This window comes from Nocardioides candidus (genome assembly GCF_041321175.1).
In the GTDB taxonomy this organism is placed as follows: domain Bacteria; phylum Actinomycetota; class Actinomycetes; order Propionibacteriales; family Nocardioidaceae; genus Nocardioides.
In genome coordinates, this window is sequence record NZ_JBGGWC010000005.1 from 266,200 (window position 1) to 288,423 (window position 22,224).

Here is a 22,224-nt window from a genome sequence, read left to right on the forward strand (position 1 = left end):
GTCCACGACGGTCAGCGGCAGGTTCCACGGCGCGGGACCGTTGGCGGTCAGCGTGCACACCCGGCTGCTCCCGCCGCCCCTGCAGGTCCCTCAGCAGCTCTTGATCGAGGCGTCCTTGCGGGCGTCGTCGCCGTACCTCCGGGCCGTGGCCGTGTCCGGGATGACCACGCTCGCGCCGCCGATCGTCGCGAACCCGCCGTGGACGACGCAGCCGGTGATCTTGGCCGGGTCGACCTGGGCGACCGCCTGGGCGATCTCGAACAGGTCCGAGGGCGGCAGGTCGGTGTGCACGTTGTCCATCACCGACAGCACGCCCTTCTCGATCCAGCCCGGCTTGTCGGCGTTCTCGGCCACCTTGCGCTGGAAGCCCCTCAACACCCGCTGCTGGTTGGCCGAGCGGTCGAAGTCGCCTCCGGCCAGCGAGTGACGGATCCGCCCGAAGGCCACGACGTTGTAGCCGCGCAGCACGACCTTGCCCTTCGGGAAGCCCTTGGGCTTGAGGTACTCGTCGGCGAACGCGATCGGGTTGTCGACCGTGATCGGCCCGACGTCGTTCGCGATCGCCTCGACACCCCAGAAGGTCGTGACGAAGACGTAGTCGGGCTCGATGCCGACCAGGTCGGAGACCACCTGGCCGAGCAGCTGCGGGCCGCCGAAGTAGAGCGAGGCGTTGATCCGGTTGCTGCCGTGACCCGGGATCGAGACCCAGCTGTCGCGCGGGATGCCGATCGAGGTCGCCGCGCCGGTCCTGGTGTCCATCCCGACCAGCTGGAGCGTGTCACCGCGGCTGTGCAGCGGGTCCTGCCCGCGGCGCGCGTCGGAGCCGACCGCGAGGATCCAGATCACGTCGGGGTCGGTGTCCACGCCGGAGGCGTGCTCGTACTTCACGAGCGTGAAGTACGTCGGCGCGACCGCTCCGTTGGGCACCACCAGTGCCGCCACGCCGAGCACCAGGGCCAGGACCGCCGTGCGCACCGCACGGCTCCAGCGCGAGACGCTCGGCCGGGTCGTGCCTGCCACGTGCTCCTCCATCAGCCCTTCACCTCACCGCGGTCGACGTCGAAACCGAAGATCCGCCAGCCCTTCTTGGTCGGCGTCAGCACCAGCCGGCCGCGCACCTGGTCGGTGCGGTTGACGTCTCCGGACAGCTTCATCACGAGGTTGACGTGCGCCGTGGCGCCCGCGAGCTTGCCCTTCGGCGCGAGCAGGTCGACCGAGACCACGCGCCGCACGGCCGTCACCTCGTCGACCTTGGCGCCGACGGCGACGTTGCTCATGAGCGCCTTCTGCTTCGTCGCCGACCTGGCCGCGTCGTCCGTGAAGTCGCCGAAGGCGTCGCCGAGGCTCGAGCGCGGGAAGTCGCCGCCGACGTACGCACCGTCGAGCCAGGTGTCGACGACCTTCGCGACCTTCGCTGCGGCCTCCTTGGCCGCGCCCTTGCCGAGCCGGCCGACGACGTCGCCGACCTCGACCCGGGTGTCGATGCCGCGGTGCTCGGTCGCGCCGGTGCCGGAACCCGACGTCGAGCTCCCGTCGGGCTGGTCGCCGTCGTCGCCGCTGCAGCCTGTGAGCGCGATCACTGCGCCCAGCACCAGTGCGGCCGTGGGGACCGCGACCCTCCTCCGGGATCCTGCGGATCTCCGCACGACTCGCCACTCCTCTGCTGCCGGACAGATGCCACAAAACTTCGCTGTGGGTCTAGCCTTGGCTCCGGTCTTGTCCAGGTCCCAAGACCCTACGCCAGCAGCACACCGGAAGAGGCGAAGCACGTCGTGTCGCAGTCGACAGGCCCATCGAGCAGCAGTGCGTCCAGCACTCCCGACTTCGGAGCCAACGAGTGGCTCGTCGAGGAGATGAAGGAGAGGTTCGACGCTGACCCGAACAGCGTCGAACCCGCATGGGCTGCCTACTTCAAGGGCGGCAACGGAGCCGGCAACGGAGCCGGCAACGGAGCCGGCAACGGCTCGTCCGCCGCGAGCACCGCGAAGGCCGCCCCGGCCGCGCCCGCGAAGAGCACCGAGAAGGCGGCGGAGGAGGGGTCGAGGGAGTCCGCCCCGGCCCCGTCCGCCGCCTCCACGCGGCCCGCTCCCAAGGCGACCCCGGCCCCGCAGGTGAGCCCCGCCTCCAAGACCACCCCGACCCCGCCGACGTCCGGCAAGGCCGAGGACAAGCCGACGCCGAAGGACGCGCCGCGGCCGGCGCCCGCGACGGCCGGCGACGAGCCGACCTACACTGTGCTGCGCGGCATCGGTGCCGCCACCGCGAAGAACATGGACGTGTCGCTGACCGTCCCGACCGCGACCTCGGTTCGCGCGATCCCGGTCAAGCTGCTGTGGGACAACCGCATCGTCATCAACAGCCACCTCGCGCGGGCGCGCGGCGGCAAGGTGTCCTTCACCCACATCATCGGCTACGCCCTCGTCCAGGCGCTGAAGTCGATGCCGGAGATGAACAACTCCTTCGTCGAGAAGGACGGCAAGCCGACCATGGTGAGCCCGGCGCACATCAACCTCGGTCTCGCCATCGACCAGCAGAAGCCCGACGGCACCCGTCAGCTCGTCGCACCGTCCATCAAGGGTTGCGAGACGATGGACTTCGCGGGCTTCTGGACGGCCTACGAGGAGATGATCCGCAAGGCCCGCGACAACAAGCTGACGATGGACGACTACTCCGGCACGACCGTGAGCCTGACCAACGTCGGGGGCCTCGGCACGGTCCACTCCGTGCCCCGCCTGATGGCCGGCCAGGCCGCGATCATCGGGGTCGGCGCGATGGAGTACCCCGCCGAGTGGCAGGGCGCCTCGGAGGAGGCGATCGCCCGCAACGGCATCAGCAAGGTCATGGCGATCACCTCGACCTATGACCACCGCGTCATCCAGGGCGCCCAGTCGGGTGAGTTCCTCAAGCGGGTCCACCAGCTGCTGCTCGGTGAGGGCGGCTTCTACGACGACATCTTCCGCGCCCTCCGGATCCCCTACGAGCCGATCCGCTGGAACTCCGACATCGCGACGTCGCACGACGACGAGATCGACAAGCAGGCTCGGATCCTCGAGCTGATCCACGCCTACCGCGTGCGCGGCCACCTGATGGCCGACACCGACCCGCTGGAGTACAAGCAGCGGAGCCACCCCGACCTGCGCATCGAGTCGCACGGCCTGACCCTGTGGGACCTCGACCGCGAGTTCCCCACCGGCGAGTTCGGCGGCTCGGGCCGGCGCTTCATGAAGCTGCGCCACATCCTCGGCATCCTCCGCGACTCCTACTGCCGCACCACCGGCATCGAGTACATGCACATCATGGATCCCGAGCAGCGCCGCTGGATCCAGGAGCGCGTCGAGCGTCCGCACACCAAGGAGCCGCGCGAGGAGCAGCTGCGGATCCTGCAGAAGCTCAACCAGGCCGAGGCCTTCGAGACCTTCCTTCAGACCAAGTTCGTCGGCCAGAAGCGGTTCTCGCTCGAGGGCGGCGAGACGACGGTGCCCGTGGTCGACGAGATCTGCGAGGCCGCCGCTCAGGCCGGCCTCGAGGAGGTCACGATCGGCATGGCGCACCGCGGTCGCCTCAACGTGCTGGCCAACATCGTCGGCAAGTCCTACAACCAGATCTTCCGCGAGTTCGAGGGCAACATCGACCCGCGCACGGTGCAGGGCTCCGGCGACGTGAAGTACCACCTCGGCGCGGAGGGCGAGTTCTCCGCCGGCACCGGCGAGAAGATCGCCGTGTCGGTCGCGGCGAACCCGAGCCACCTCGAGACCGTCGACCCGGTGCTCGAGGGCATCGCGCGCGCCAAGCAGGACGTGCTCGACCAGGGCGAGGCGTTCCCGGTCCTGCCGCTGCTGCTGCACGGCGACGCCGCGTTCGCCGGCCAGGGCGTGGTCGCCGAGACCCTCAACCTGTCGCAGCTGCGGGGCTACCGCACCGGCGGCACGATCCACCTGGTCATCAACAACCAGGTCGGCTTCACCACCTCCCCCGGCTCGTCGCGCTCCTCGCTCTACTGCACCGACGTGGCGCGCATGGTGCAGGCGCCGATCTTCCACGTCAACGGCGACGATCCCGAGGCCTGCATCCGCGTCGCGCGGCTGGCGTTCGAGTACCGCCAGGCCTTCCACAGCGACGTCGTGATCGACCTGGTCTGCTACCGGCGTCGCGGTCACAACGAGGGTGACGACCCGTCGTACACCCAGCCGCTGATGTACGACCTGATCGAGCAGAAGCGCTCGGTGCGCAAGCTCTACACCGAGTCCCTCATCGGTCGTGGCGACATCACGATCGAGGAGGCCGAGCAGGTCATCCGCGACTACCAGGCCCAGCTGGAGCGGGTGTTCACCGAGGTGCGCGAGGCCGATGCCACGCCCACCTCGTGGACGACGGTGCCGGACTACCCGGACAAGCCGGCCGGCGAGACCCAGACCGCGATCTCGATGGAGGTCATGAAGACGATCGCGGACGCCTACGTCACGCCGCCGGACGGCTTCACCGTGCACCCGAAGGTGATGCCGCAGCTGCAGCGCCGGGCGGCGGCGATCGCCGACGGCCCGATCGACTGGGGCACGGGCGAGATCCTGGCGTTCGGCTCGCTGCTGATGGAGGGCCGCCCGGTGCGGCTGGCCGGCCAGGACTCGCGGCGCGGCACCTTCGTGTCGCGCTTCGCGACGATCATCGACCGGGTCAATGCCGACGAGTGGACGCCGCTGGCCAACCTCACCGACGACCAGGCGAAGTTCCACGTCTACGACTCGCTGCTCTCGGAGTACGCCGCCCTGGGGTTCGAGTACGGCTACTCGGTCGCCCGCCCCGAGGCGCTGGTGCTGTGGGAGGCGCAGTTCGGCGACTTCGTCAACGGCGCCCAGACCGTCATCGACGAGTACATCTCCGCCGGCAAGACCAAGTGGAGCCAGGACTCCGGCGTCGTGCTGTTGCTGCCGCACGGCTACGAGGGCCAGGGCGCCGACCACTCCTCGGCCCGCATCGAGCGTTTCCTCGCCCTGTGCGCCGACGAGGCGATGATGGTGGCCCAGCCGTCGACCCCGGCCTCCTACTTCCACCTGCTGCGCATGCACTCGCTCGGCGGCGAGCACAAGCCGCTCATCGTGTTCACGCCGAAGTCGATGCTCAAGCGCAAGGAGGCCGCCGCGCAGCCGAGCGACTTCACGTCGGGATCGTTCCGGCCGGTGATCGGCGACGACGTCGCCGACCCCGCGAAGGTGAAGACGGTCCTGCTCGTGTCGGGACGCCTCACGTGGGACCTCATGGTCGAGCGCAAGAAGAGCGAGCGCGACGACGTCGCGATCGTCCGGGTCGAGCAGCTCTACCCCTGGCCGGTCGAGGCGCTGAAGGCCGAGCTGGCCCGCTTCCCCGACGCCGCCATCCGGTGGGTCCAGGACGAGCCCTTCAACCAGGGTCCCTGGCCGTCGTACGCCCTCAACGTGGTGCCGCAGCTCGACCGCCCGGTCGAGCCGATCACCCGGCAGGCCTCGTCCACCACCGCGGTCGGCACGGCCAAGCGGCACCTGGAGGAAGCCAAGGTCCTCATCGCTGCGGCCATGGCCTGACGATGTACTTCACCGATCGCGGGATCGAGGAGCTCGAGCGACGCCGGGGCGAGGAGGAGGTCACCCTGGCGTGGCTCGCCGAGCGGCTCCAGGAGTTCACCGACGTCCACCCCGAGTTCGAGACGGCGGTGGAGCGGTTCGCGACCTGGCTGGCCCGGCTGGACGACCCGGACGACTGAGCGACCCGGGCACTAGGGTCGCGCCTGTGAGCGGCGAGCTGATCGACTACCGGTCCTGGGGCGTGGAGTTCTTCCACCGTGCGGTCACCGAGGAGCGCGTGCTCCGCGGCGTCAACGTGATGTCCGGCCGGCCGATCGACGTCGGCCCGATGGGCGTGGGCCCCGGGCGGCTGGTCAAGGTCACGGCCACCGGTGAGATCGGTACGGCGACCGGCCGGCGCGTCACCGACGACCCGGTCTCGTTCCACGTCACGTTGCCGGTGCCGATCGAGTTCATGATCGACCTCGGCATGGACAAGCAGCGCTTCAACGCGCTGCTCGAGGTGCCGCTGACCATCACCGCGCGCGCCCGCGACGACCTCGCGATCGTCATCGAGATCACCCCGCCCACCAAGGAGACCGTGCGCGTCGAGCTGCAGGCTCAGGGCCTGCGCGCCCAGCTCCTCGGCGCGGCGGCGGGCGTGGAGGGCGAGCTGAAGCGGTTCGTGGCCAGGTACGTCACGAAGGAGCTCGCCAAGCCCTACCTGCAGGACGCGATGGTCATCGACGTCGGTGCGGCGATCGAGCGCGCCGCCAGGAGCGTCGGCCCGTCGGGCTCCTAGCTCTCGGGCAGCGCGCCGGGACCGGCCTCGTCGCCGAGCTCGAGATCCACCTCGACGTCGGCGCCCGGCTCCACGTGCCGCGCGATCGCCCGCTGGGAGGCGTCGCGGATCTCGAAGAGCTCGGTGGCGAGGCCGCCCAGCGCACCGGCGACGTCCTTGACGGCGCCCGTGATGATCGTGGCGACCTCTCCCACCGTGCCGATCGCGGCCTGGGCCCCGGACTGCAGGGCGTCCTTCGAGATCTCGGCCTTGCTCAGGTGGTCCTGACCGTCGGAGCTCATGCGACCAGTGTGGCCCTTCCGGGTCACGCCGCCAACGCCGTCTCAGTCACACCGGCGGGCTCCGGCGAGGACGCCTTCTTGCGGTCCGGCAGCGCCAGACGGCAGATCTTGGCGAAGACGCTCCCGAGCTGCTTGTGCAGCGGGCCGGTGTTGTACTGCAGGCCGTAGCGCTCGCAGATCTCCTTCACCTCCACGGAGATCTCCGGGTAGCGACGCGCCGGGATGTCCGGGAAGAGGTGGTGCTCGATCTGGTGGCTGAGGTTGCCGCTGAGCACGTGCAGGAGCTTGCTGCCGGAGATGTTGGCCGAGCCCAGCAGCTGGCGGTAGTACCAGCCGCCGCGCGACTCGTCCTCGGTCTCCTCGACGGTGAACGTCGCGACGCCGGCCGGGAAGTGGCCGCAGAAGATGATGTTGAACGTCCAGACGTTGCGGATCAGGTTGGCCACGGCGTTGCCGGCCAGGGTGGAGAAGAAGAACGGGCCGGTGAGCAGCGGGAAGACGATGTAGTCCTTCGCGACCTGCTTGCGCACCTTGCGCCAGATGCGGGCGGCGATCTGGCGGTTCTCCGCCCAGGTACGGCGGCCGGCCATCAGCTCGTCGACCTCGAGGTCGTGCAGGGCCACGCCCCACTCGAAGAACGTCATCAGGAGGAACGCGTAGACCGGGTTGCCCAGGTAGTAGGGCCGCCACTCCTGCTCCTCGTCCATGCGGAGGATCCCGTAGCCCACGTCGCGGTCCTTGCCCACGATGTTGGTGTAGGTGTGGTGCATGTAGTTGTGGCCGTACTTCCAGTTCTCGCTGGGGGCCATCGTGTCCCACTCGAACATGCGCGAGTTGAGGCCCGGGTCGCCCATCCAGTCGTACTGCCCGTGCATCACGTTGTGGCCGATCTCCATGTTGTCGAGGATCTTGGAGATCGAGAGCGACGCGACGGCAGCGGGCCAGAGCGGCGGCAGGTAGAACATCGCCCGGCCGGCGACCTCGAAGCCGCGCTGGTACTTCACGACCTTGCGGATGTAGGCCGCGTCCTCCTCGCCGAGGTCGGCGACGATCCGCTGGCGGATCGCGTCCATCTCCTCGCCGAACCGGTCGAGCTCCTCCGCGGTCAGGGTGTACTTGCTCGTGGTCTCGGTGGTGGTGGTGGTGGTCATCTCAGGTTCCTTTCACAGCTCCACGGAGCAGTCGCCCTCGGGCGAGCTCACGCAGATCCGGATCTCTTCGTCGGGCAGGGAGGAGGTCTCGCCGGTCAGCACGTTGCGGACCGTCCCCTCCCTCTTGGTGGCCGTGCAGGAGAAGCAGATGCCCATGCGGCAGCCGAACGCCGGGGTGAGCCCCGCGGCCTCGGCCTGCTCGAGCAGGGTCGCGCCGGAGTTGGAGGCGGCCGCGCCCGAGCGGGTGAAGCTCACCTCGCCCTCGGCGTCGCCGGTGGTGACCCGCGGCGGCTTGAAGTACTCCACGCGCAGGGCGTCCGAGCCGTCGTACGCCTTGTGGACCGCCTCGATCAGCGGCGCCGGGCCGCAGGCCCACGTCGGCACGTCGCGGTAGCCGGGCACGAGACGCTCGAGGTACGCCGGCGACAGGGCGGGGTCGCCGAGCTCGGGGTGGAGCAGGTGCACGTCGATGCCGTAGCCGGAGCGACGGACGTCGTCCAGCTCGGCGGCGAAGATCTGGTGCTCCGGGCTCTGGGCGTAGTGCAGGAAGGTGATCCGGCCGCGGTGCGTGCGACGCTGCAGCGAGCGCAGCATCGACATCGCCGGCGTGATGCCGGAGCCGCCCGTGATGAAGACGATGTGGTCGGGCACGTGGTCGGGGAGCACGAACTCCCCCTGCGCCTGCGAGAGGTGCACCATCGTGCCGACCTGGGCCCGCTCGACCAGGTAGCGCGACACGACGCCGTCGGGGTTGGCCCGCATCGTGATCGTGAACCGGTCGCCGGCCTTGGACTCGGGGCTGGAGATCGTGAAGACGCGGGTCGTACGACGAGCGCCGTCGACCTCCACGCCGAGCTGGACGTGCTGCCCGGCGCGATGACCGCGCCAGGTCGAGGTGGGCTGCAGGGTGAGGGTGGCGACCGGCGGGTGACCGGGCACGTCGACCTCACGGGTGATGTCGACGATCCGGGCCCGGACCTCGTTGGCGGCCCACATGGGGTTCACCAGCTCGAGGTAGCGGTCCACACCGTGAGGGGTGGCCAGGGCTGCTGCGAGGCGGGAGCGCAAGACCCGGGTGGTCGCGTCGGCGACGATGCTCATCGGGTTCCTCCAACGTTTGGGTGTACGTGTGTACACCGAGAACGATGCCGGGTTTCCGCGCTCCGTGGCAAGCACCTCGGGACGTGAGGGTGCACACATGTGCACCCACGGTAGGCTGGAGGGGTGACCGAGACCCGCGGCGAGCGCAAGGAGCGCACCCGCCGCGCCATCCTCGACGCGGTCCTGGAGCTCTGCGAGGACGAGCCGCTGGCGGCCCTTTCCCTGCGCCAGGTGGCCAAGCAGGTCGGCATCGTGCCGACCGCGTTCTACCGCCACTTCGACTCGATCGAGGAGCTCGGGCTCGACCTCGTCGACGAGTCCTTCACCGCACTGCGCGCGTTGCTCAAGGCGGCGCGCACGTTCGAGACGCCGCCCGCGAGCGACCGTGCCCTGTTCCTCGCCGTCGCGGACAACTCCGTCGACGCACTCGTCGCCCACGTGCCGCGCGCCGAGCGGCACTTCCGCTTCCTCGCGCGCGAGCGGCTCGCCGGACCGCAGGCGGTGCGCGAGGCCGTGCGCCACCAGCTCGAGCTGATCGAGCGGGAGCTGGCCACCGACATCGCACGCGTCCCGGGGGCCGGGCGCTGGTCGGGTGACGACCTGCTGATCCTGGCCAACCTGCTCGTCAACGCGATGCTGTCCCACGCCGAGGAGCTCGCCCTCGCGAGCGGTCGGCCCGACGTCGTACGACGGGTGGAGAGGACAGCGCGCCGTCAGCTCCGGATGGCACTGATCGGCGCGCTGGCCTGGGACTCCTCGCGCTAGTGGGCCGCGGGGGCGCCTTCGGGGGCCTCGACCCGCGACGGCAGCAGCAGCGCCAGCAGCACCACGACCACACCCATCCCGGCACCGACGTAGAAGGCCCACTGCAGGCCACCCACGAACGCCTCCGGGTCGGTGATGCCGCCGAGGTCGTCGGCGCGGTTGGTCATCACCACGACGAGGAGGGCGGTGCCGATCGCGCCGGCCACCTGCTGGAGCGTCCCGAGCAGCGAGCTGCCGTGGGAGTAGAGGTGCGGCGGCAGGTCGCCGAGGCCGATCGTGAAGACCGGCGTGAAGATCGCCGCGAGCGAGGCCATCAGCAGCACGTGGACGCCGATGATGAGCGCGAACGGCGTGGTCAGCGAGATCTGCGCCAGGAAGAGCAGGCAGGCCACCATGCCGATCGAGCCCGGGATCACCAACGGCCGCGAGCCGAACCGGTCGTAGAGCTTGCCGACCTGCGGGCCAAGGAGACCCATCGTCAGGCCACCCGGCATCACCATCAGACCGGTCTGCAGGGGGCTCAGGTCGCGGATGAGCGGATTCTGCAGGTAGAGCGGCAGCAGGATCATCGACCCGAGGAAGGCCATGAAGCCGGCGGCCATCAGCAGCAGGGAGACCGTGAAGTTGCGGTGCCGCAGCGTGCGGAGGTCGAGCAACGGCGCGTCGGAGCGCTGGAGCCGCAGCTGGTAGGCCGCGAACACCGCGACCAGGACGGCACCGGCTGCGATGAACGCCGTCGTCGACCCCGCCCCGGCGTGCCCGATCTGGCTCAGGCCGTAGACGAGGGTGGCGAAGCCCGTGGCGGCGAGGACCACGCTGGTCCAGCTCACCGAGCTGACCTGGGGCTCCCCGACGTTCTCGAGCTGGCGCAGGCCGAAGTAGCCGACCGCTGCGGCGATGGGCAGCACCACCGCGAAGATGAGCCTCCACGAGCCGAGCTGCAGCAGCACGCCCGACACCGCCGGGCCGAGAGCCGGGGCGCAGGACATCGCGAGGGTGACCTGGCCCATGACGCGGCCGCGGTCGCTCTGCGCCACGACGGTCATCAGGGTCGTCATCAGCAGCGGCATCATCACCGCGGTGCCGGACGCCTGGACCACCCGCGCCACGAGCAGCACCGGGAAGGCCGGGGAGACGGCTGCCAGCAGGGTGCCGGTCGAGAAGGTGGCCATCGCGACGGCGTACGCCGTGCGGGTGCTCACCCGCTGCAGGAACCAGCCGGTGATCGGGATGACCGCGGCCATCGTCAGCATGAAGATCGTCGAGAGCCACTGGGCGGCCCGCTCGTCGATCCCGAAGTCGCCCATCAGCGTCGGGATGGCGTTGATCATGATCGTCTCGTTGAGGATCACCACGAACGTGGCGGCGACGAGGAGCTTGATCACCAGCGGGGTCCTGCCGGGAGTGCCCGCGAACTCCTGCTCGAACTCGGCGACGTCGGTCGCCGGGCGGTCCTCGGGGAGGTAGCCGTCGGCCTCGGTGGGCGCAGTCATCTCTGGGTCCTGTCTTCGTCGGGTGCGGAGCCGGCTGTCGCTGCCGGTTGCCCGCCGTTCGCTATCTCCACGAACGAGTGATGCTGATTTCGACATCGTGGCGCGAGAAAACTCATCGCTCGGGCCACAACACGTTGGGAAGGCCCATGCTTCCCGAGACCACCGACAATGGTCGAAGGCTTTTCCGCCGAGGCGGCCGCGGCCGGGTCAGCGGGTGAGGACGATCTTCCCGAAGACGTCGCCCTCGGCCATCGCCGCGAAGCCGTCGCGGGCCTGCTCCATCGGCAGCACCCGGTCGAGCACGGGCCGGACGCCGGTGGCGTCGAGCATCGTCACCAGCGACGCCAGCTCGTCGCGCGTGCCCATGGTCGAGCCGACGACGCTGAGCTGCAGGAAGAAGATGTTGGTGAGCATCGCGTCGTCGAGCTTCGGGCCCGACGTGGTGCCGGAGATGACGATCTTGCCGCCGGGGCGCAGCGACCGGACCGAGTGCGTCCAGGTCGCCCGTCCGACGGTCTCCATGACCGCGTCGACCTTCGCCGGCAGCCGCTCCCCCGACGCGTAGACCTCGTGCGCGCCGAGCTCGAGCGCCTTGGCGCGCTTGGCCTCGTCGCGGCTGGTCGCGAGCACCTTGAGCCCTCCTGCCCGGGCGAGGGCGATGAGCGCCGTCGCCACGCCGCCGCCCGCGCCCTGCACGAGCACGGTGTCGCCGGCCTTGAGCCCGCCCTGGGTGAAGAGCATCCGGTAGGCGGTCAGCCAGGCGGTCGGCAGGCAGGCGGCCTCCTCGAAGGAGAGCGAGGCCGGCTTCGGCACCACGTTGCGGCGCGGCACGGCCACCTTGTCGGCGAAGGTGCCCTGGTAGCGCTCGGAGAGCAGCGAGCGCCGCGGGTCGAGGGTCTCGTCGCCGCTCCACGACGGGTCGGAGATGACCGCGTGCACGACGACCTCGTTGCCGTCCTCGTCGAAGCCCGCCGCGTCACAGCCGAGGATCATCGGCAGCGCGTCCTCCTTCAGCCCCACGCCCCGCAACGACCACAGGTCGTGGTGGTTGAGCGACGCCGCCTTCACGGAGACCGTGGTCCACCCGTCGGGCAACTCGGGGTCGGGGCGCTCGCCCAGCACCAGGCCGGACAGCGGGTCGTCGGTCGAGAAGGACTCTGCGGTGACGGCGAACATGTCTCAGACGCTATCGGCCCGCGCTCAGGCGCGCGCGACCCCGTCACGGCGGGCGGCAGCGGCGACGGCAGCGGCGACGGCGGGACCGACGCGGGGGTCGAACGGCGAGGGGATGACCATCTCCTCGGAGAGGTCGTCACCGACGAGGTCGGCGAGCGCCTGGGCGGCGGCGACCTTCATGCCCTCCGTGATGGCCGACGCGTGCACGTCGAAGGCGCCCCGGAAGATGCCCGGGAAGGCCAGCACGTTGTTGATCTGGTTCGGGAAGTCCGAGCGGCCGGTCGCCACCACCCGCGCGTGGCGGTGGGCGACGTCGGGGTGCACCTCGGGGTTGGGGTTGGCCATCGCGAAGATGATCGCGTCGTCGGCCATGGTCGCGACGACCTCCTCCGGCACGGTGCCGCCGGAGACGCCCACGTAGACGTCGGCGCCGACGAACGCGTCGGCCAGGGTGCCGCTGCGACCGGTGAGGTCGGCGGTCATCTCGGCGAGCGCCTTCTTCGACGGGGTCAGGTCGTGGCGCTCGGAGCTCACCACGCCCTTGCGGTCGGTGACCACCAGGTCCTTGATGCCGGCCTCGAGCAGGATCTTCGCGATGGCGACGCCTGCGGCGCCGGCGCCGGAGATGACCACCCGGGTCGACTCGGCGTTGCGCCCGGTGAGCTTCAGCGCGTTGACCAGGGCCGCGAGGGTGACCACCGCGGTGCCGTGCTGGTCGTCGTGGAAGACCGGGATGTCGAGGCGCTCCTTGAGCCGGTCCTCGATCTCGAAGCAGCGGGGGGCGGAGATGTCCTCGAGGTTGATGCCGCCGAAGCTCGGCGCCAGCCGCACGACGGTCTCGATGATCTCCTCGACGTCGGTGGTCGCCAGGCAGATCGGCACGCCGTCGACGCCGCCGAACTGCTTGAACAGCACCGCCTTGCCCTCCATGACGGGCATCGCGGCCGCAGGGCCGATGTCCCCCAGCCCGAGGACCGCCGTCCCGTCGGAGACGATCGCGACGGTGTTGGGGACCCACGTGTAGTGCCGGGTCAGCGCCGGATCGGCGGCGATCGCCTCGCACACCTCGGCGACGCCGGGCGTGTACGCAAGCGAGAGGTCCGCCTTGTCGTTGAGGCCGACGGTCGCGACCGTCTCCATCTTGCCGCCGACGTGGAGGTCGAAGACCGGCTCGCCCGACCGAGGGTGGCCCGCACGCGGGTGTGAGGAAGGGACGTCGGCGGCCACGAGGGACGATTCTTCCACAGCAGCCACCTCCGGGGGCCGACGTCCCGCGGACCGGCAGGAGGCCGTGACCCGCCTCACACCCCGCGGAACAGCCGCGGCCTGGGCCATGCCCGCAGGAGTACGACGGCCGTCACGTCGTCGTCGGGCACGACTCCCCGGTGCCGGGAGTCCACGCCCTCGTCGGCGTTGTCGGACAGCAGCCACCACCCGCCCTCGCGGCGCTCGGCGGCCCGCTTCACGGCGGTGGTGCCGTCGGCGAAGCGGGCGACGACGATCCGGCCGGGCTCGGGCGCGACGCCGTACCGCACCAGGAGACGGTCGCCGGGATCGAGCGTGGGACGCATCGACGCGCCGCGCACGATCGCGAACCCCCACCTCGGGCCCGGCCCCCGGCCGGACCTCCGCCCGTCGTATCGAGACCCCGCCACGACGAGTAGTGTCGCAGTCACAGGGGTACTCCTTCCCCGTCAACCTGTCCAACGAGAGAGGACCCGCATGTTCTCGCGTCTCTTCGCCCGCACCATCGAGGTGTCCGCCCACTGCGACCTGCCCTGCGGCGTCTACGACCCGGCCCAGGCCCGGATCGAGGCCGAGTCGGTCAAGGCCGTCATCCAGAAGGCGCTCGACAGCGACGACGCCGACTTCCGCACGCGCGCGGTGATCATCAAGGAGCAGCGCTCCGAGCTGGTCAAGCACCACCTCTGGGTGCTGTGGACCGACTACTTCAAGCCGCCGCACTTCGAGAAGTACCCGCAGCTGCACCAGCTGGTCAACGAGGCGACCAAGCTCGCCGGCGCCTCGGGCACCAAGGGCACGCTCGACATCGACGTCGCCGACCAGCTGCTGGCCAAGATCGACGAGATCGCCACCATCTTCTGGGAGACGAAGAAGGCATGATCACCAGCGGCGTGGGCGCCCGGTCCGACGTCGAGCTGCGGCTGCCGGCCGACGGCGCCTACGCCGCTGTGCTCCGCACCCTGACCGCCGGCCTGGCGGCACGGCTCGACTTCACCATGGACGACATCGAGGACCTGCGGATCGCGGTCAGCGAGACCACCGCGATGGTGCTCGACCAGGCCGACCCGGGGGCCGACCTGCTGTGCCGGTTCCGCCTGTCCCCCGGCGAGCTGACACTCGAGTGCAGCACGACGGCCGCGGCACCGGCACACCCCGACTACGACAGCTTCGGCTGGCAGGTCCTCACGACGCTGACCACCGACGCGTCGGTGGACGTGGCGCCCGGCGGCTACGCCGTGCGGATCACGCTCCGCACCTCCCTCGACCTCTCCGACGACGTCACCGGGGTCGGGCTCTGAGATGACGGAGGTCGACTCCCGGGGCAGTGGGAGGTCCGCTGCCCTCGAAGCGACCCGGCGCGAGAACGCCCGGCTCTTCCTGATCTTCCGCGACACGGACGCCTCCGACGCCGAGCGCGACACCGCGCGCGACTCGCTGGTGCACCTGCACCTGCCCCTCGTCGAGCACTGCGCCCGACGCTTCCGCAACCGCGGCGAGCCCTACGAGGACCTCGTGCAGGTCGGCACCATCGGCCTGATCAAGGCGGTCGACCGGTTCGACACCGACCGCGGCGTGGAGTTCTCCACCTACGCGACTCCGACGATCATCGGCGAGATCAAGCGCTACTTCCGCGACAAGGGCTGGGCCATCCGGGTGCCGCGGCGCCTGCAGGAGCTGCGCATGCAGATCAGCGCGGCGACCGCCGAGCTCACCCAGTCACTGGGTCGCTCCCCCTTGCCCCGGGAGATCGCCGAGTCGATCGGCTGCACGGTCGAGGAGATCGTCGAGGGCCTGGAGTCGAGCAACGCCTACGCGACGCTCTCGCTCGACGCGACCGACGACTCCGACGGCGACTCGGGCGGCGGCCAGAGCATGCTCGACGCGATCGGCATCGACGACGTCGCCCTCGAGCACGTCGAGATCCGCGAGTCGGTCCGTCCGCTCCTCGAGAGCCTCCCCCCGCGGGAGAAGAAGATCCTCCTGCTGCGGTTCTTCAAGAACATGACCCAGTCGCAGATCGCAGCGGAGATCGGCGTCTCCCAGATGCACGTCTCACGCCTGCTCACCCGCACCCTCGAGCAGCTCCGCACGTCGTTGGAGCACGACGTCTGATCGCAGCGCCTCAGCGGTCCTCGCCCGAGAGCGCCTCGATCGAGGAGGGGTGCACCATCCCGACGATCGCCACGAGGGCGACGACAGCGATGCAGACCGCGACCAACGGCTGCTCACGCAGGCTCCAGGCGATCCCGAGCATGATCAGCTGGGTGATCATGGCCGGCCCGCGCGACCAGGCCGTGCGCCGCCACAGCCCGTAGGCGGCCACGAGCAGCAGGGCGCCGTACACGGCGAAGAACGCGGCCGTGGAGACGCCCAGCGACCACCGATCGGGGTCGAGGTCGGCGATCAGGGCGATGCCCAGCGCGATCAGCACGAAGCCCTCGACCGCCACCAGCGACGCCGCCACCGTCAGGGGAGGCGGAGCGACGGAGGGATTGGGCGCGTCGGACACGCCGCGAAGCCTACGGGGAGGGGGTCTGCGACCCGCGCTGACGGGTACGACCCCGGGATGCGCGCACGCGGTGTGACCCATCAGACCGCCCGTAACCCTTGATTCGCGAGCGTTTCCTTGGAAACCTAGCCGGAGCGATCGTGAAACCGTTCACTTTTGCGGTCACTGTCGCGCCTGCAGGCTGGAGGCGCACCCAGCGCTCGACCACAGCCTGCACCCACAGGAAAGAGGATTCTCCCACCCATGGATTGGCGTCATCGTTCCGCATGCCTCGACGAGGATCCGGAATTGTTCTTCCCGATCGGCAACACCGGTCCTGCCATCCTCCAGATCGAGGAGGCCAAGCAGGTGTGCCGACGCTGCGACGTGCGCGAGCAGTGCCTCGCGTGGGCGCTCGAGGCGGGACAGGACCACGGCGTCTGGGGAGGACTCAGCGAGGACGAGCGGCGCGCCCTGAAGCGCCGCAACGCCCGCGCCCGCGTGCGCACCCCCGTCTGAGCCTGTCGGCGCGAGAACATCAGTCGAGCGGGATCGACAGCTCCGCACGCGTCCCGCCGTCCGGGGACTCCCCCAACGTCAGGTGACCACCGAGCTCGGACTCGACCAGGGTCTTCACGATCGACAGGCCCAGGCTGGGCGAGCTGTCGAGCTCGAAGCCCTCGGGCAGTCCGGTGCCGTCGTCGTCGATCGTGACGTCGAGGTGGTGCCCGCGGCGCTGGGCGGCGACGACGATCTCGCCGCCCTCCTCCGCTGACTCCTCGCCGGTCCCGCTCACGGCGTAGCCATGCTCCACCGCGTTCTGCAGCAGCTCGGTGACCACCATCGCGAGTGCCGTGGCCTGCTCGGAGACGAGCTCGCCGAAGCGACCCTCGCGCCGCACCCGCACCGGCGCCAGGCCGACGTCGGTGACCAACCGGGCCAGCCGGTCGCAGATCTCGTCGAAGTCGACCGTCTCCTCGACCGCCTGGCTGAGGGTCTCGTGCACGATCGCGATCGAGCCGACCCGCCGTACGGCCTCGTTGAGCGCGGCCGTCGCCTCCTCGCTGTCGATGCGACGCGCCTGCAGGCGCAGGAGCGCAGCGACGGTCTGCAGGTTGTTCTTCACCCGGTGGTGGATCTCCCGGATGGTGGCGTCCTTCGTGATCAGCTCCCGGTCGCGCCGGCGCAGGTCGGTGACGTCGCGCAGCAGGATCAGGCCGCCGATGTGCTCCCCGTCGGGACGCAACGGGATCGCCCGCACGATGAGCGCGACGCCCTCCAGCCCACCCGAGCCGATCTCGGTGTCGCGGTGGGCCCGTCCGCCGAGGACCGCGCTCAGCGTCTCCTCGTCGGGCCGCCGTCGGGGCGGGACCAGCTCGCGGGTCAGGTCGGCCAGGAGCAGGCCGGTCAGGTCGCCCGCCAGGCCGAGCTTGCGGTAGACCGACAGGGCGTTCGGGCTGGCGTAGACCACCCGGCCGCCCGCGTCGACGCGCAGGAACCCGTCACCCACGCGCGGCGAGTCCGCGTGGTCGCTGCGCTGGCCCGGTGCGGGGAAGTGACCCGACGCGATCATCTTGGTCAGGTCACCCGCCGTCTGGAGGTAGTTGATCTCCAGGCGGCTCGGCGTGCGCACGCCGAGCAGGTTGGTGTTGCGCGCGATCACCGCGATCACCCGCTCACCGCGGCGCACCGGGATCGCCTCGACCCGCACCGGCACCTCGTCGCGCCACTCCGGGTCGCCGTCACGGGCGATCCTGCCCTGCTCGCACGCGGCGTCGACGAGGCGGCGCCGGCCGACGGCGAGGAAGGACCCGACGATGTCGTCGACGTACGCCGTCGGGCCGGTCGTGGGGCGCATCTGGTCCCCCGCCCAGTAGCCCGTGCGCTGGCGGTCGGGGAGCCACAGCACGAGGTCGGCGAAGGAGAGGTCGGCGACGATCTGCCAGTCCGCGACGATCCGCTGCAGCCACTCGATGTCCTCGTCGCCGAGGTCGGTGTGGCGCCGGGCGATGGAGGACAGGGACGGCACGAGCACACGGTAGTGCGTGGGTGCAGGGGGGCGGGGCGACCCGGTCCAGACCAGTCGGAGGCGTTTGGCAGGATGTGCGTTATGCCCCCCATTGTCGACTGGCGACACGTGTCTGCAGCCGACTTCCGAGTGCCCCCGGAACGCCGTCTCGCCGACCTCACCGAGGAGCTCACCGAGCTCCTCGGCACCCCCGACTCCGAACAACGCGAGCTCGCTCTCGCGGTGCTGTGCACCTGGGTCGAGCGCGGTGTCTACGACGACCTGCTGCCCGGTCTGGGCGACGGGATCGCCACCGGTCTGCTGACCGGTCTCGGTGAGCGTGACACCGACAGCGTCTTCCGCCGCAGCTTCTCCGCACTCGTCGTCGCCGAGGTGATCGATCGCGACTCCCGGAGGCCCCGCGTCAACCGCGCGAAGGTCCACGAGTGGGGTGACCGCCTCGCGACGTGGTTCCTGATGGAGCGCGACGAGCGCGGCTACGTCGAGGGCCACGGCTGGGCGCACGCGATCGCCCACGGCGCCGATGCGCTGGGCGCGTTGGCGCGCTCCCCCCACTGCGGGCCCGGCGAGCTGCTGGTCGTGCTCGACGTGATCGGCGACCGGGTGACCCGGAAGAACCCGGCGACGGTCTGGTACTCCGGCGAGGCCGACCGCCTCGCGATGACCACCCTCCACGTGCTGCGACGCGGCCTGGTGCCCGACGAGCTGGTGGAGCCGTGGCTCGAGCGGATCGCCGACGCCGCGCGCCCGCGCCGCGACGCGACCGACGGCGAGGACGTCTACCGGCAGACCGGCAACGCGGCGGCGTTCCTCCGTGCGCTCTACCTGCAGCTCGCGCTCGGACCGGCGACCCCTCCGCGCCGCTCCGACCTGGTGCTCCTCCTCGTCCAGCTGCTGCGGCGCGCCCACCCGGCCTACCTCGGTCCCTCGCAGCACCGCGCGTGACCTGGGCCTGAACTGGGCCCGACCTCGGCCCGACCTGGGTCCGGCGGCTCCGCGCAGTCGGTAGGTTGCCTGCATGACCGAACTCTCCGGACACGCCGGCCAGCTCGCCGTCGCGGTGGCCCAGGCGCACGGCGTCGAGACCATGTTCACGCTGTCGGGCGCGCACGTGTTCCCGATGTACGACGGCGCGGTGAAGGCGACCGAGGCGGGCGACCCGATGCGCCTGGTCGACGTACGCCACGAGCAGACGGCGGCGTTCGCCGCCGAGGCGACCGGCAAGCTCACCCGGGTGCCGGGACTCGCCGTGCTGACCGCGGGCCCGGGGGTGACCAACGGCGTCAGCGCGATGGCGCAGGCGAGGTTCGCCGGCTCCCCCATGGTGGTCGTCGGCGGCCGCGCGCCCAACAACCGCTGGGGCACCGGGGCGCTGCAGGAGATCGACCACCTCCCGATCGTCGGACCGGTGACCAAGCACGCCGCGACCCTGATGACGGCGGCGGACGTCGCGGCCGGCTTCGACACGGCGTTCACGGCGGCGCGGTCGTCGCACCGCGGCCCGACGTACGTCGACGTGCCGATGGACGAGTTCTTCAACGTCGGCAGCGGGGACGTGCCGGTGGTCGGGGCCGACGCAGGGCGCGGCGCCACGCCCGACTCCGATGCGATCGAGCGCATCGCCGCGCTGGTCGCCGGGGCCGCGCGGCCCCTCCTCATCCTCGGGACCGACGTGTGGGCCGACCGTGCCGACGAGGCGGCGCTGCGGTTCGTCGAGGCGGTCGGCGTCCCGACGATCACCAACGGCATGGGCCGTGGCATCGTCCCGGGCGGTCATCCGCTCCTCGTCACCAAGGCGCGCGGCGCGGCCATCAACGGCGCCGACCTCGTGGTCGTCGTCGGCACGCCGCTCGACTTCCGCCTCGGCTACGGCATCTTCGGCGGGAAGGACGGCGTCGTGCCGGCCCAGGTCGTGCACATCGCCGACTCCGCCGACCAGGTCTCCCCCCACGCCGCGCTCGCGGCGTCCGCGAGCGGCGACCTGACCGCGGTGTTCGACGGACTCCTCGCCGCGGTGGAGCGGGCTCGGCGCGGTGACTGGGCGCACTGGGTCGGCAGCCTCCAGGACACCGTCGCTGCCACCGCCGCCAAGGACGCCGAGCTGCTCCGCGCCGAGGCCGACCCCGTCCACCCCGCGCGGATCTACGGCGAGCTGGTCCCCCGGCTCGCCGACGACGCGGTCGTCATCGGCGACGGCGGCGACTTCGTGTCGTTCGCCGGCAAGTTCATCGAGCCGAAGCGACCGGGCTGCTGGCTCGACCCCGGCCCCTACGGGTGTCTCGGAGCCGGGCTCGGCGCAGCCATCGCGGCCCGGATCGCCCGGCCGTCCTCCCAGGTGGCGCTGCTGCTCGGCGACGGTGCCGCCGGCTTCTCGCTGATGGACGTCGACACGTTGGTCCGGCACGACCTCCCGGTGGTGATGGTGATGGGCAACAACTCCGCGTGGGGGCTCGAGAAGGGCCCGATGCAGATGCTCTACGGCTACGACGTCGCGGCCGACCTCGCCCCGCGGACGTCCTACGACGCGGTCGTGAAGTCGCTGGGCGGCGCGGGCGAGACGGTCACCGACCCGCGGCAGATCGGGCCGGCGCTCGACCGCGCCTTCGCCGCAGGCGCGCCGTACCTCGTCAACATCATCACCGACGTCGACGCGGCCTATCCCCGCAGCACCTTCGGCATCTGAGCGCGCCATGACCCAGGTCCCCACGGCGGAGTCCGCCCTTCAGTTCACCGTGACCGACGCCGACACCGCCGCTGCCGTCGGCTCCGGCACCTTGGCGGTGCTCGGGACGCCGCGCCTGCTGGCGTGGTGCGAGGCCGCGACGTGCGCGGCCATCGACCCCACCCTGACCGAGGGCGAGACGAGTGTCGGCACCCGCGTCCAGCTCGAGCACCTCGCACCGAGCGCGGTCGGGCAGCTGGTCGAGGTCACCGCCCGCCTGGCGTACGTCGACGGACGGCTGCGCCGCTTCTCCGTCGCCGCCCGCAACGTCGGGCCGGACGGGCCGGGCACCCTGGTCGGCAGCGGCGAGGTGACCCGCGTGGTCGTCGACGCCGCCCGCTTCATGACCCGGATTTCCGGCTGACCGTTCTGTTTGAGAGACTGAGGTCATACCGACTTCAGGAGGAACCATGGGCAAGACCGGCCGCAAGCGCCGCGCTCGCCGCAAGAAGGGCGCGAACCACGGCAAGCGCCCCAACAGCTAGAGCGAAGCCGAAGACCAAGCCCCCGGACCGTCACGGTCGCGGGGGCTTCGTCGTCCCGGACCTGCCGGCGCCGGCCTACCTCGGCTGCGGGAACTGGCTGCGCATCGCCAGGTCCCAGGCCCGGTCCGGCATCATCCGGCGCGAGGCGATGGCGCCGTACGCCGACGGCGGGACCAGGTAGCGGGCCCGCGGCCGCTTCTTCGTGAGCGCCTTCTCGATGGTCCTCGCTACCGCCTCCGGCGGGCCGCCGAGCTTGGCCATCGGCCCGTCGTAGGCCTCCAGCGTCGACTTCAGGACCGCCGCGTTGAAGGCCGCGTAGGGTCCGGATCCCTCCGGCATCTCCGCGGCGACCTTCTCGTCGAACCTCGTCGTGATCAGGCCCGGCTCGACCAGCACCACGCCGATGCCGAAGCCCGCGACCTCGAAGCGCAGCGCGTCGGAGAGCGCCTCGACGGCGTACTTGCTGGCGTGGTAGGCCCCGCCGCCCGGGAAGGTGAGCCTGCCGCCCATCGAGCCGATGTTGACGATGCGGCCCGACCGCTGCCGGCGCATCGCCGGCAGCACCAGCTGCGCCAGGCGGATCAGGCCGAAGACGTTGGTCTCGAACTGCCGCCGTACGTCGGTCAGGTCGATCGACTCCAGGGCGCCGGACTGCGAGTAGCCGGCGTTGTTGACCAGGGCGTCGATCCGGCCGCGCGAGTCGAGCACAGCGGCGACCGCCGTGGTCATCGAGTCCTCGTCGGTGACGTCGAGGGCGAGCGTCGAGCAACCGGCCTCGGCGAGCGCGGACAGCGTCTCGGGCCGGCGCGCGGTCGCGTGGACGTCCCAGCCCTTGCGGACCAGTCGCAGTGCGGTCGCCTCACCGATGCCCGAGGAGCAACCGGTGATCAGGACGGTGCCGGGAGCCTTCGCCATGGCCCGGATCATCGCAGAACCGCGGCGGTGACCGCGC

Annotated in this window: 24 protein-coding genes; 12 read left to right on the top strand and 12 right to left on the bottom strand. The window is 70.9% G+C overall.

The genetic code is table 11. From position 1 onward, the window contains the following. Positions 1-90: 90 nt before the first annotated feature. Both ACAX67_RS20685 and ACAX67_RS20690 read right to left on the bottom strand, forming a co-directional pair. Entirely contained in the window at positions 91-1,032 is a 942-nt protein-coding gene (locus ACAX67_RS20685; protein ID WP_370705790.1) for an LCP family protein, read from the bottom strand. Next, complete coding sequence (locus tag ACAX67_RS20690; protein WP_370705791.1) at positions 1,032-1,592, bottom strand: hypothetical protein; 561 nt, start codon at positions 1,590-1,592, stop codon at positions 1,032-1,034. Before ACAX67_RS20690 ends, ACAX67_RS20685 begins: the two co-directional genes overlap by 1 nt. Positions 1,593-1,772: 180 nt before the next feature. On the opposite strand from ACAX67_RS20690, the gene ACAX67_RS20695 reads away from it, so the two are divergent. The 3 genes from ACAX67_RS20695 to ACAX67_RS20705 are packed head-to-tail and all read left to right on the top strand — an operon-like array spanning position 1,773 to position 6,336. Next, positions 1,773-5,555, top strand: a complete 3,783-nt coding sequence (locus tag ACAX67_RS20695) for a multifunctional oxoglutarate decarboxylase/oxoglutarate dehydrogenase thiamine pyrophosphate-binding subunit/dihydrolipoyllysine-residue succinyltransferase subunit (protein WP_370705792.1) — start codon at positions 1,773-1,775, stop codon at positions 5,553-5,555. Positions 5,556-5,557: 2 nt separating this feature from the next. Beyond that, a complete protein-coding gene (locus tag ACAX67_RS20700; RefSeq protein WP_370705793.1) occupies positions 5,558-5,734 on the top strand; it encodes a DUF6104 family protein in 177 nt (58 codons plus the stop codon). Positions 5,735-5,760: 26 nt separating this feature from the next. Further along, entirely contained in the window at positions 5,761-6,336 is a 576-nt protein-coding gene (locus tag ACAX67_RS20705; protein WP_370705794.1) for a hypothetical protein, read from the top strand. Here the strand turns inward: ACAX67_RS20705 and ACAX67_RS20710 are convergent. From ACAX67_RS20710 to ACAX67_RS20720, 3 genes are read right to left on the bottom strand one after another with little or no spacing between them, the layout of a single operon-like run. Beyond that, a complete protein-coding gene (locus ACAX67_RS20710; protein ID WP_370705795.1) occupies positions 6,333-6,617 on the bottom strand; it encodes a hypothetical protein in 285 nt (94 codons plus the stop codon). The two genes, ACAX67_RS20705 and ACAX67_RS20710, sit on opposite strands and share 4 nt — an antisense overlap. A gap of 23 nt (positions 6,618-6,640) precedes the next feature. After that, positions 6,641-7,768, bottom strand: a complete 1,128-nt coding sequence (locus ACAX67_RS20715; protein WP_370705796.1) for a fatty acid desaturase family protein — start codon at positions 7,766-7,768, stop codon at positions 6,641-6,643. Positions 7,769-7,780: 12 nt separating this feature from the next. Beyond that, positions 7,781-8,869 (bottom strand): ferredoxin reductase, encoded by a 1,089-nt coding sequence (locus ACAX67_RS20720; RefSeq protein ID WP_370705797.1) that lies wholly within the window; start codon positions 8,867-8,869, stop codon positions 7,781-7,783. 123 nt (positions 8,870-8,992) lie between these two features. On the opposite strand from ACAX67_RS20720, the gene ACAX67_RS20725 reads away from it, so the two are divergent. Continuing rightward, positions 8,993-9,634, top strand: coding sequence for a TetR family transcriptional regulator (locus ACAX67_RS20725; protein WP_370705798.1), 642 nt, complete (start codon positions 8,993-8,995; stop codon positions 9,632-9,634). Here the strand turns inward: ACAX67_RS20725 and ACAX67_RS20730 are convergent. The 4 genes from ACAX67_RS20730 to ACAX67_RS20745 form a co-directional block, all read right to left on the bottom strand. After that, positions 9,631-11,127 (bottom strand): MDR family MFS transporter, encoded by a 1,497-nt coding sequence (locus tag ACAX67_RS20730; protein WP_370705799.1) that lies wholly within the window; start codon positions 11,125-11,127, stop codon positions 9,631-9,633. The genes ACAX67_RS20725 and ACAX67_RS20730 overlap by 4 nt on opposite strands. Before the next feature lie 207 nt (positions 11,128-11,334). After that, positions 11,335-12,303 carry a zinc-binding dehydrogenase gene (locus tag ACAX67_RS20735; protein ID WP_370705800.1) on the bottom strand — a complete coding sequence of 323 codons (969 nt, stop codon included), beginning with the start codon at positions 12,301-12,303 and terminating at the stop codon, positions 11,335-11,337. A 24-nt stretch (positions 12,304-12,327) separates the two neighbouring features. Then, entirely contained in the window at positions 12,328-13,443 is a 1,116-nt protein-coding gene (locus ACAX67_RS20740; RefSeq protein ID WP_370705842.1) for an NAD(P)-dependent malic enzyme, read from the bottom strand. Positions 13,444-13,604: 161 nt separating this feature from the next. Further along, positions 13,605-13,958 carry a S24 family peptidase gene (locus tag ACAX67_RS20745; RefSeq protein ID WP_370705801.1) on the bottom strand — a complete coding sequence of 118 codons (354 nt, stop codon included), beginning with the start codon at positions 13,956-13,958 and terminating at the stop codon, positions 13,605-13,607. Between the two features lie 67 nt (positions 13,959-14,025). Here ACAX67_RS20745 and sodN point away from each other — a divergent pair, with 67 nt between their 5' ends. Genes sodN through ACAX67_RS20760 form a run of 3 tightly spaced genes read left to right on the top strand, consistent with a single transcriptional unit; the run spans position 14,026 to position 15,660 of the window. Continuing rightward, entirely contained in the window at positions 14,026-14,427 is a 402-nt protein-coding gene (sodN, locus tag ACAX67_RS20750) for a superoxide dismutase, Ni (RefSeq protein ID WP_370705802.1), read from the top strand. Then, complete coding sequence (locus ACAX67_RS20755; protein WP_370705803.1) at positions 14,424-14,846, top strand: anti-sigma factor; 423 nt, start codon at positions 14,424-14,426, stop codon at positions 14,844-14,846. Before sodN ends, ACAX67_RS20755 begins: the two co-directional genes overlap by 4 nt. A 1-nt stretch (position 14,847) precedes the next feature. Continuing rightward, positions 14,848-15,660, top strand: coding sequence for an RNA polymerase sigma factor SigF (locus ACAX67_RS20760; RefSeq protein WP_370705804.1), 813 nt, complete (start codon positions 14,848-14,850; stop codon positions 15,658-15,660). A 10-nt stretch (positions 15,661-15,670) separates the two neighbouring features. Here the strand turns inward: ACAX67_RS20760 and ACAX67_RS20765 are convergent, their stop codons facing one another. Next, positions 15,671-16,057 (bottom strand): hypothetical protein, encoded by a 387-nt coding sequence (locus ACAX67_RS20765; protein ID WP_370705805.1) that lies wholly within the window; start codon positions 16,055-16,057, stop codon positions 15,671-15,673. A 243-nt stretch (positions 16,058-16,300) separates the two neighbouring features. Between ACAX67_RS20765 and ACAX67_RS20770 the strand changes: the two genes are divergently transcribed. Then, positions 16,301-16,555 (top strand): WhiB family transcriptional regulator, encoded by a 255-nt coding sequence (locus ACAX67_RS20770; RefSeq protein WP_118925382.1) that lies wholly within the window; start codon positions 16,301-16,303, stop codon positions 16,553-16,555. 19 nt (positions 16,556-16,574) lie between these two features. Here ACAX67_RS20770 and ACAX67_RS20775 read toward each other — a convergent pair whose 3' ends face one another. After that, positions 16,575-18,065 carry a histidine kinase N-terminal domain-containing protein gene (locus ACAX67_RS20775; protein WP_370705806.1) on the bottom strand — a complete coding sequence of 497 codons (1,491 nt, stop codon included), beginning with the start codon at positions 18,063-18,065 and terminating at the stop codon, positions 16,575-16,577. Between the two features lie 81 nt (positions 18,066-18,146). On the opposite strand from ACAX67_RS20775, the gene ACAX67_RS20780 reads away from it, so the two are divergent. The 4 genes from ACAX67_RS20780 to ACAX67_RS20795 all read left to right on the top strand — a co-directional run bounded on the left by ACAX67_RS20780 (position 18,147) and on the right by ACAX67_RS20795 (position 21,272). Next, positions 18,147-19,010: a DUF2785 domain-containing protein gene (locus ACAX67_RS20780; protein ID WP_370705807.1), complete on the top strand. Its 864-nt coding sequence runs from the start codon at positions 18,147-18,149 to the stop codon at positions 19,008-19,010. A gap of 73 nt (positions 19,011-19,083) precedes the next feature. Beyond that, positions 19,084-20,748 (top strand): acetolactate synthase, encoded by a 1,665-nt coding sequence (locus ACAX67_RS20785; protein WP_370705808.1) that lies wholly within the window; start codon positions 19,084-19,086, stop codon positions 20,746-20,748. Between the two features lie 7 nt (positions 20,749-20,755). Then, positions 20,756-21,151 carry a thioesterase family protein gene (locus ACAX67_RS20790; RefSeq protein WP_370705809.1) on the top strand — a complete coding sequence of 132 codons (396 nt, stop codon included), beginning with the start codon at positions 20,756-20,758 and terminating at the stop codon, positions 21,149-21,151. A gap of 46 nt (positions 21,152-21,197) precedes the next feature. Beyond that, positions 21,198-21,272, top strand: a complete 75-nt coding sequence (locus ACAX67_RS20795; protein ID WP_370249596.1) for a 50S ribosomal protein bL37 — start codon at positions 21,198-21,200, stop codon at positions 21,270-21,272. 75 nt (positions 21,273-21,347) lie between these two features. Here ACAX67_RS20795 and ACAX67_RS20800 read toward each other — a convergent pair whose 3' ends face one another. After that, entirely contained in the window at positions 21,348-22,187 is an 840-nt protein-coding gene (locus tag ACAX67_RS20800) for an SDR family NAD(P)-dependent oxidoreductase (RefSeq protein ID WP_370705810.1), read from the bottom strand. Between the last annotated feature and the right edge of the window lie 37 nt (positions 22,188-22,224).

Excerpts from the sequence above, each read along its gene's own strand:
- ACAX67_RS20685 (WP_370705790.1), bottom strand. The coding sequence starts at position 1,032 with ATGGAGGAGCACGTGGCAGGCACGACCCGGCCGAGCGTCTCGCGCTGG.
- ACAX67_RS20700 (WP_370705793.1), top strand. The coding sequence starts at position 5,558 with ATGTACTTCACCGATCGCGGGATCGAGGAGCTCGAGCGACGCCGGGGC.
- ACAX67_RS20710 (WP_370705795.1), bottom strand. The coding sequence starts at position 6,617 with ATGAGCTCCGACGGTCAGGACCACCTGAGCAAGGCCGAGATCTCGAAG.
- ACAX67_RS20715 (WP_370705796.1), bottom strand. The coding sequence starts at position 7,768 with ATGACCACCACCACCACCACCGAGACCACGAGCAAGTACACCCTGACC.
- ACAX67_RS20720 (WP_370705797.1), bottom strand. The coding sequence starts at position 8,869 with ATGAGCATCGTCGCCGACGCGACCACCCGGGTCTTGCGCTCCCGCCTC.
- ACAX67_RS20730 (WP_370705799.1), bottom strand. The coding sequence starts at position 11,127 with ATGACTGCGCCCACCGAGGCCGACGGCTACCTCCCCGAGGACCGCCCG.
- ACAX67_RS20735 (WP_370705800.1), bottom strand. The coding sequence starts at position 12,303 with ATGTTCGCCGTCACCGCAGAGTCCTTCTCGACCGACGACCCGCTGTCC.
- ACAX67_RS20740 (WP_370705842.1), bottom strand. The coding sequence starts at position 13,443 with ATGGAGACGGTCGCGACCGTCGGCCTCAACGACAAGGCGGACCTCTCG.
- sodN (WP_370705802.1), top strand. The coding sequence starts at position 14,026 with ATGTTCTCGCGTCTCTTCGCCCGCACCATCGAGGTGTCCGCCCACTGC.
- ACAX67_RS20755 (WP_370705803.1), top strand. The coding sequence starts at position 14,424 with ATGATCACCAGCGGCGTGGGCGCCCGGTCCGACGTCGAGCTGCGGCTG.
- ACAX67_RS20760 (WP_370705804.1), top strand. The coding sequence starts at position 14,848 with ATGACGGAGGTCGACTCCCGGGGCAGTGGGAGGTCCGCTGCCCTCGAA.
- ACAX67_RS20770 (WP_118925382.1), top strand. The coding sequence starts at position 16,301 with ATGGATTGGCGTCATCGTTCCGCATGCCTCGACGAGGATCCGGAATTG.
- ACAX67_RS20780 (WP_370705807.1), top strand. The coding sequence starts at position 18,147 with ATGCCCCCCATTGTCGACTGGCGACACGTGTCTGCAGCCGACTTCCGA.
- ACAX67_RS20785 (WP_370705808.1), top strand. The coding sequence starts at position 19,084 with ATGACCGAACTCTCCGGACACGCCGGCCAGCTCGCCGTCGCGGTGGCC.
- ACAX67_RS20790 (WP_370705809.1), top strand. The coding sequence starts at position 20,756 with ATGACCCAGGTCCCCACGGCGGAGTCCGCCCTTCAGTTCACCGTGACC.
- ACAX67_RS20800 (WP_370705810.1), bottom strand. The coding sequence starts at position 22,187 with ATGGCGAAGGCTCCCGGCACCGTCCTGATCACCGGTTGCTCCTCGGGC.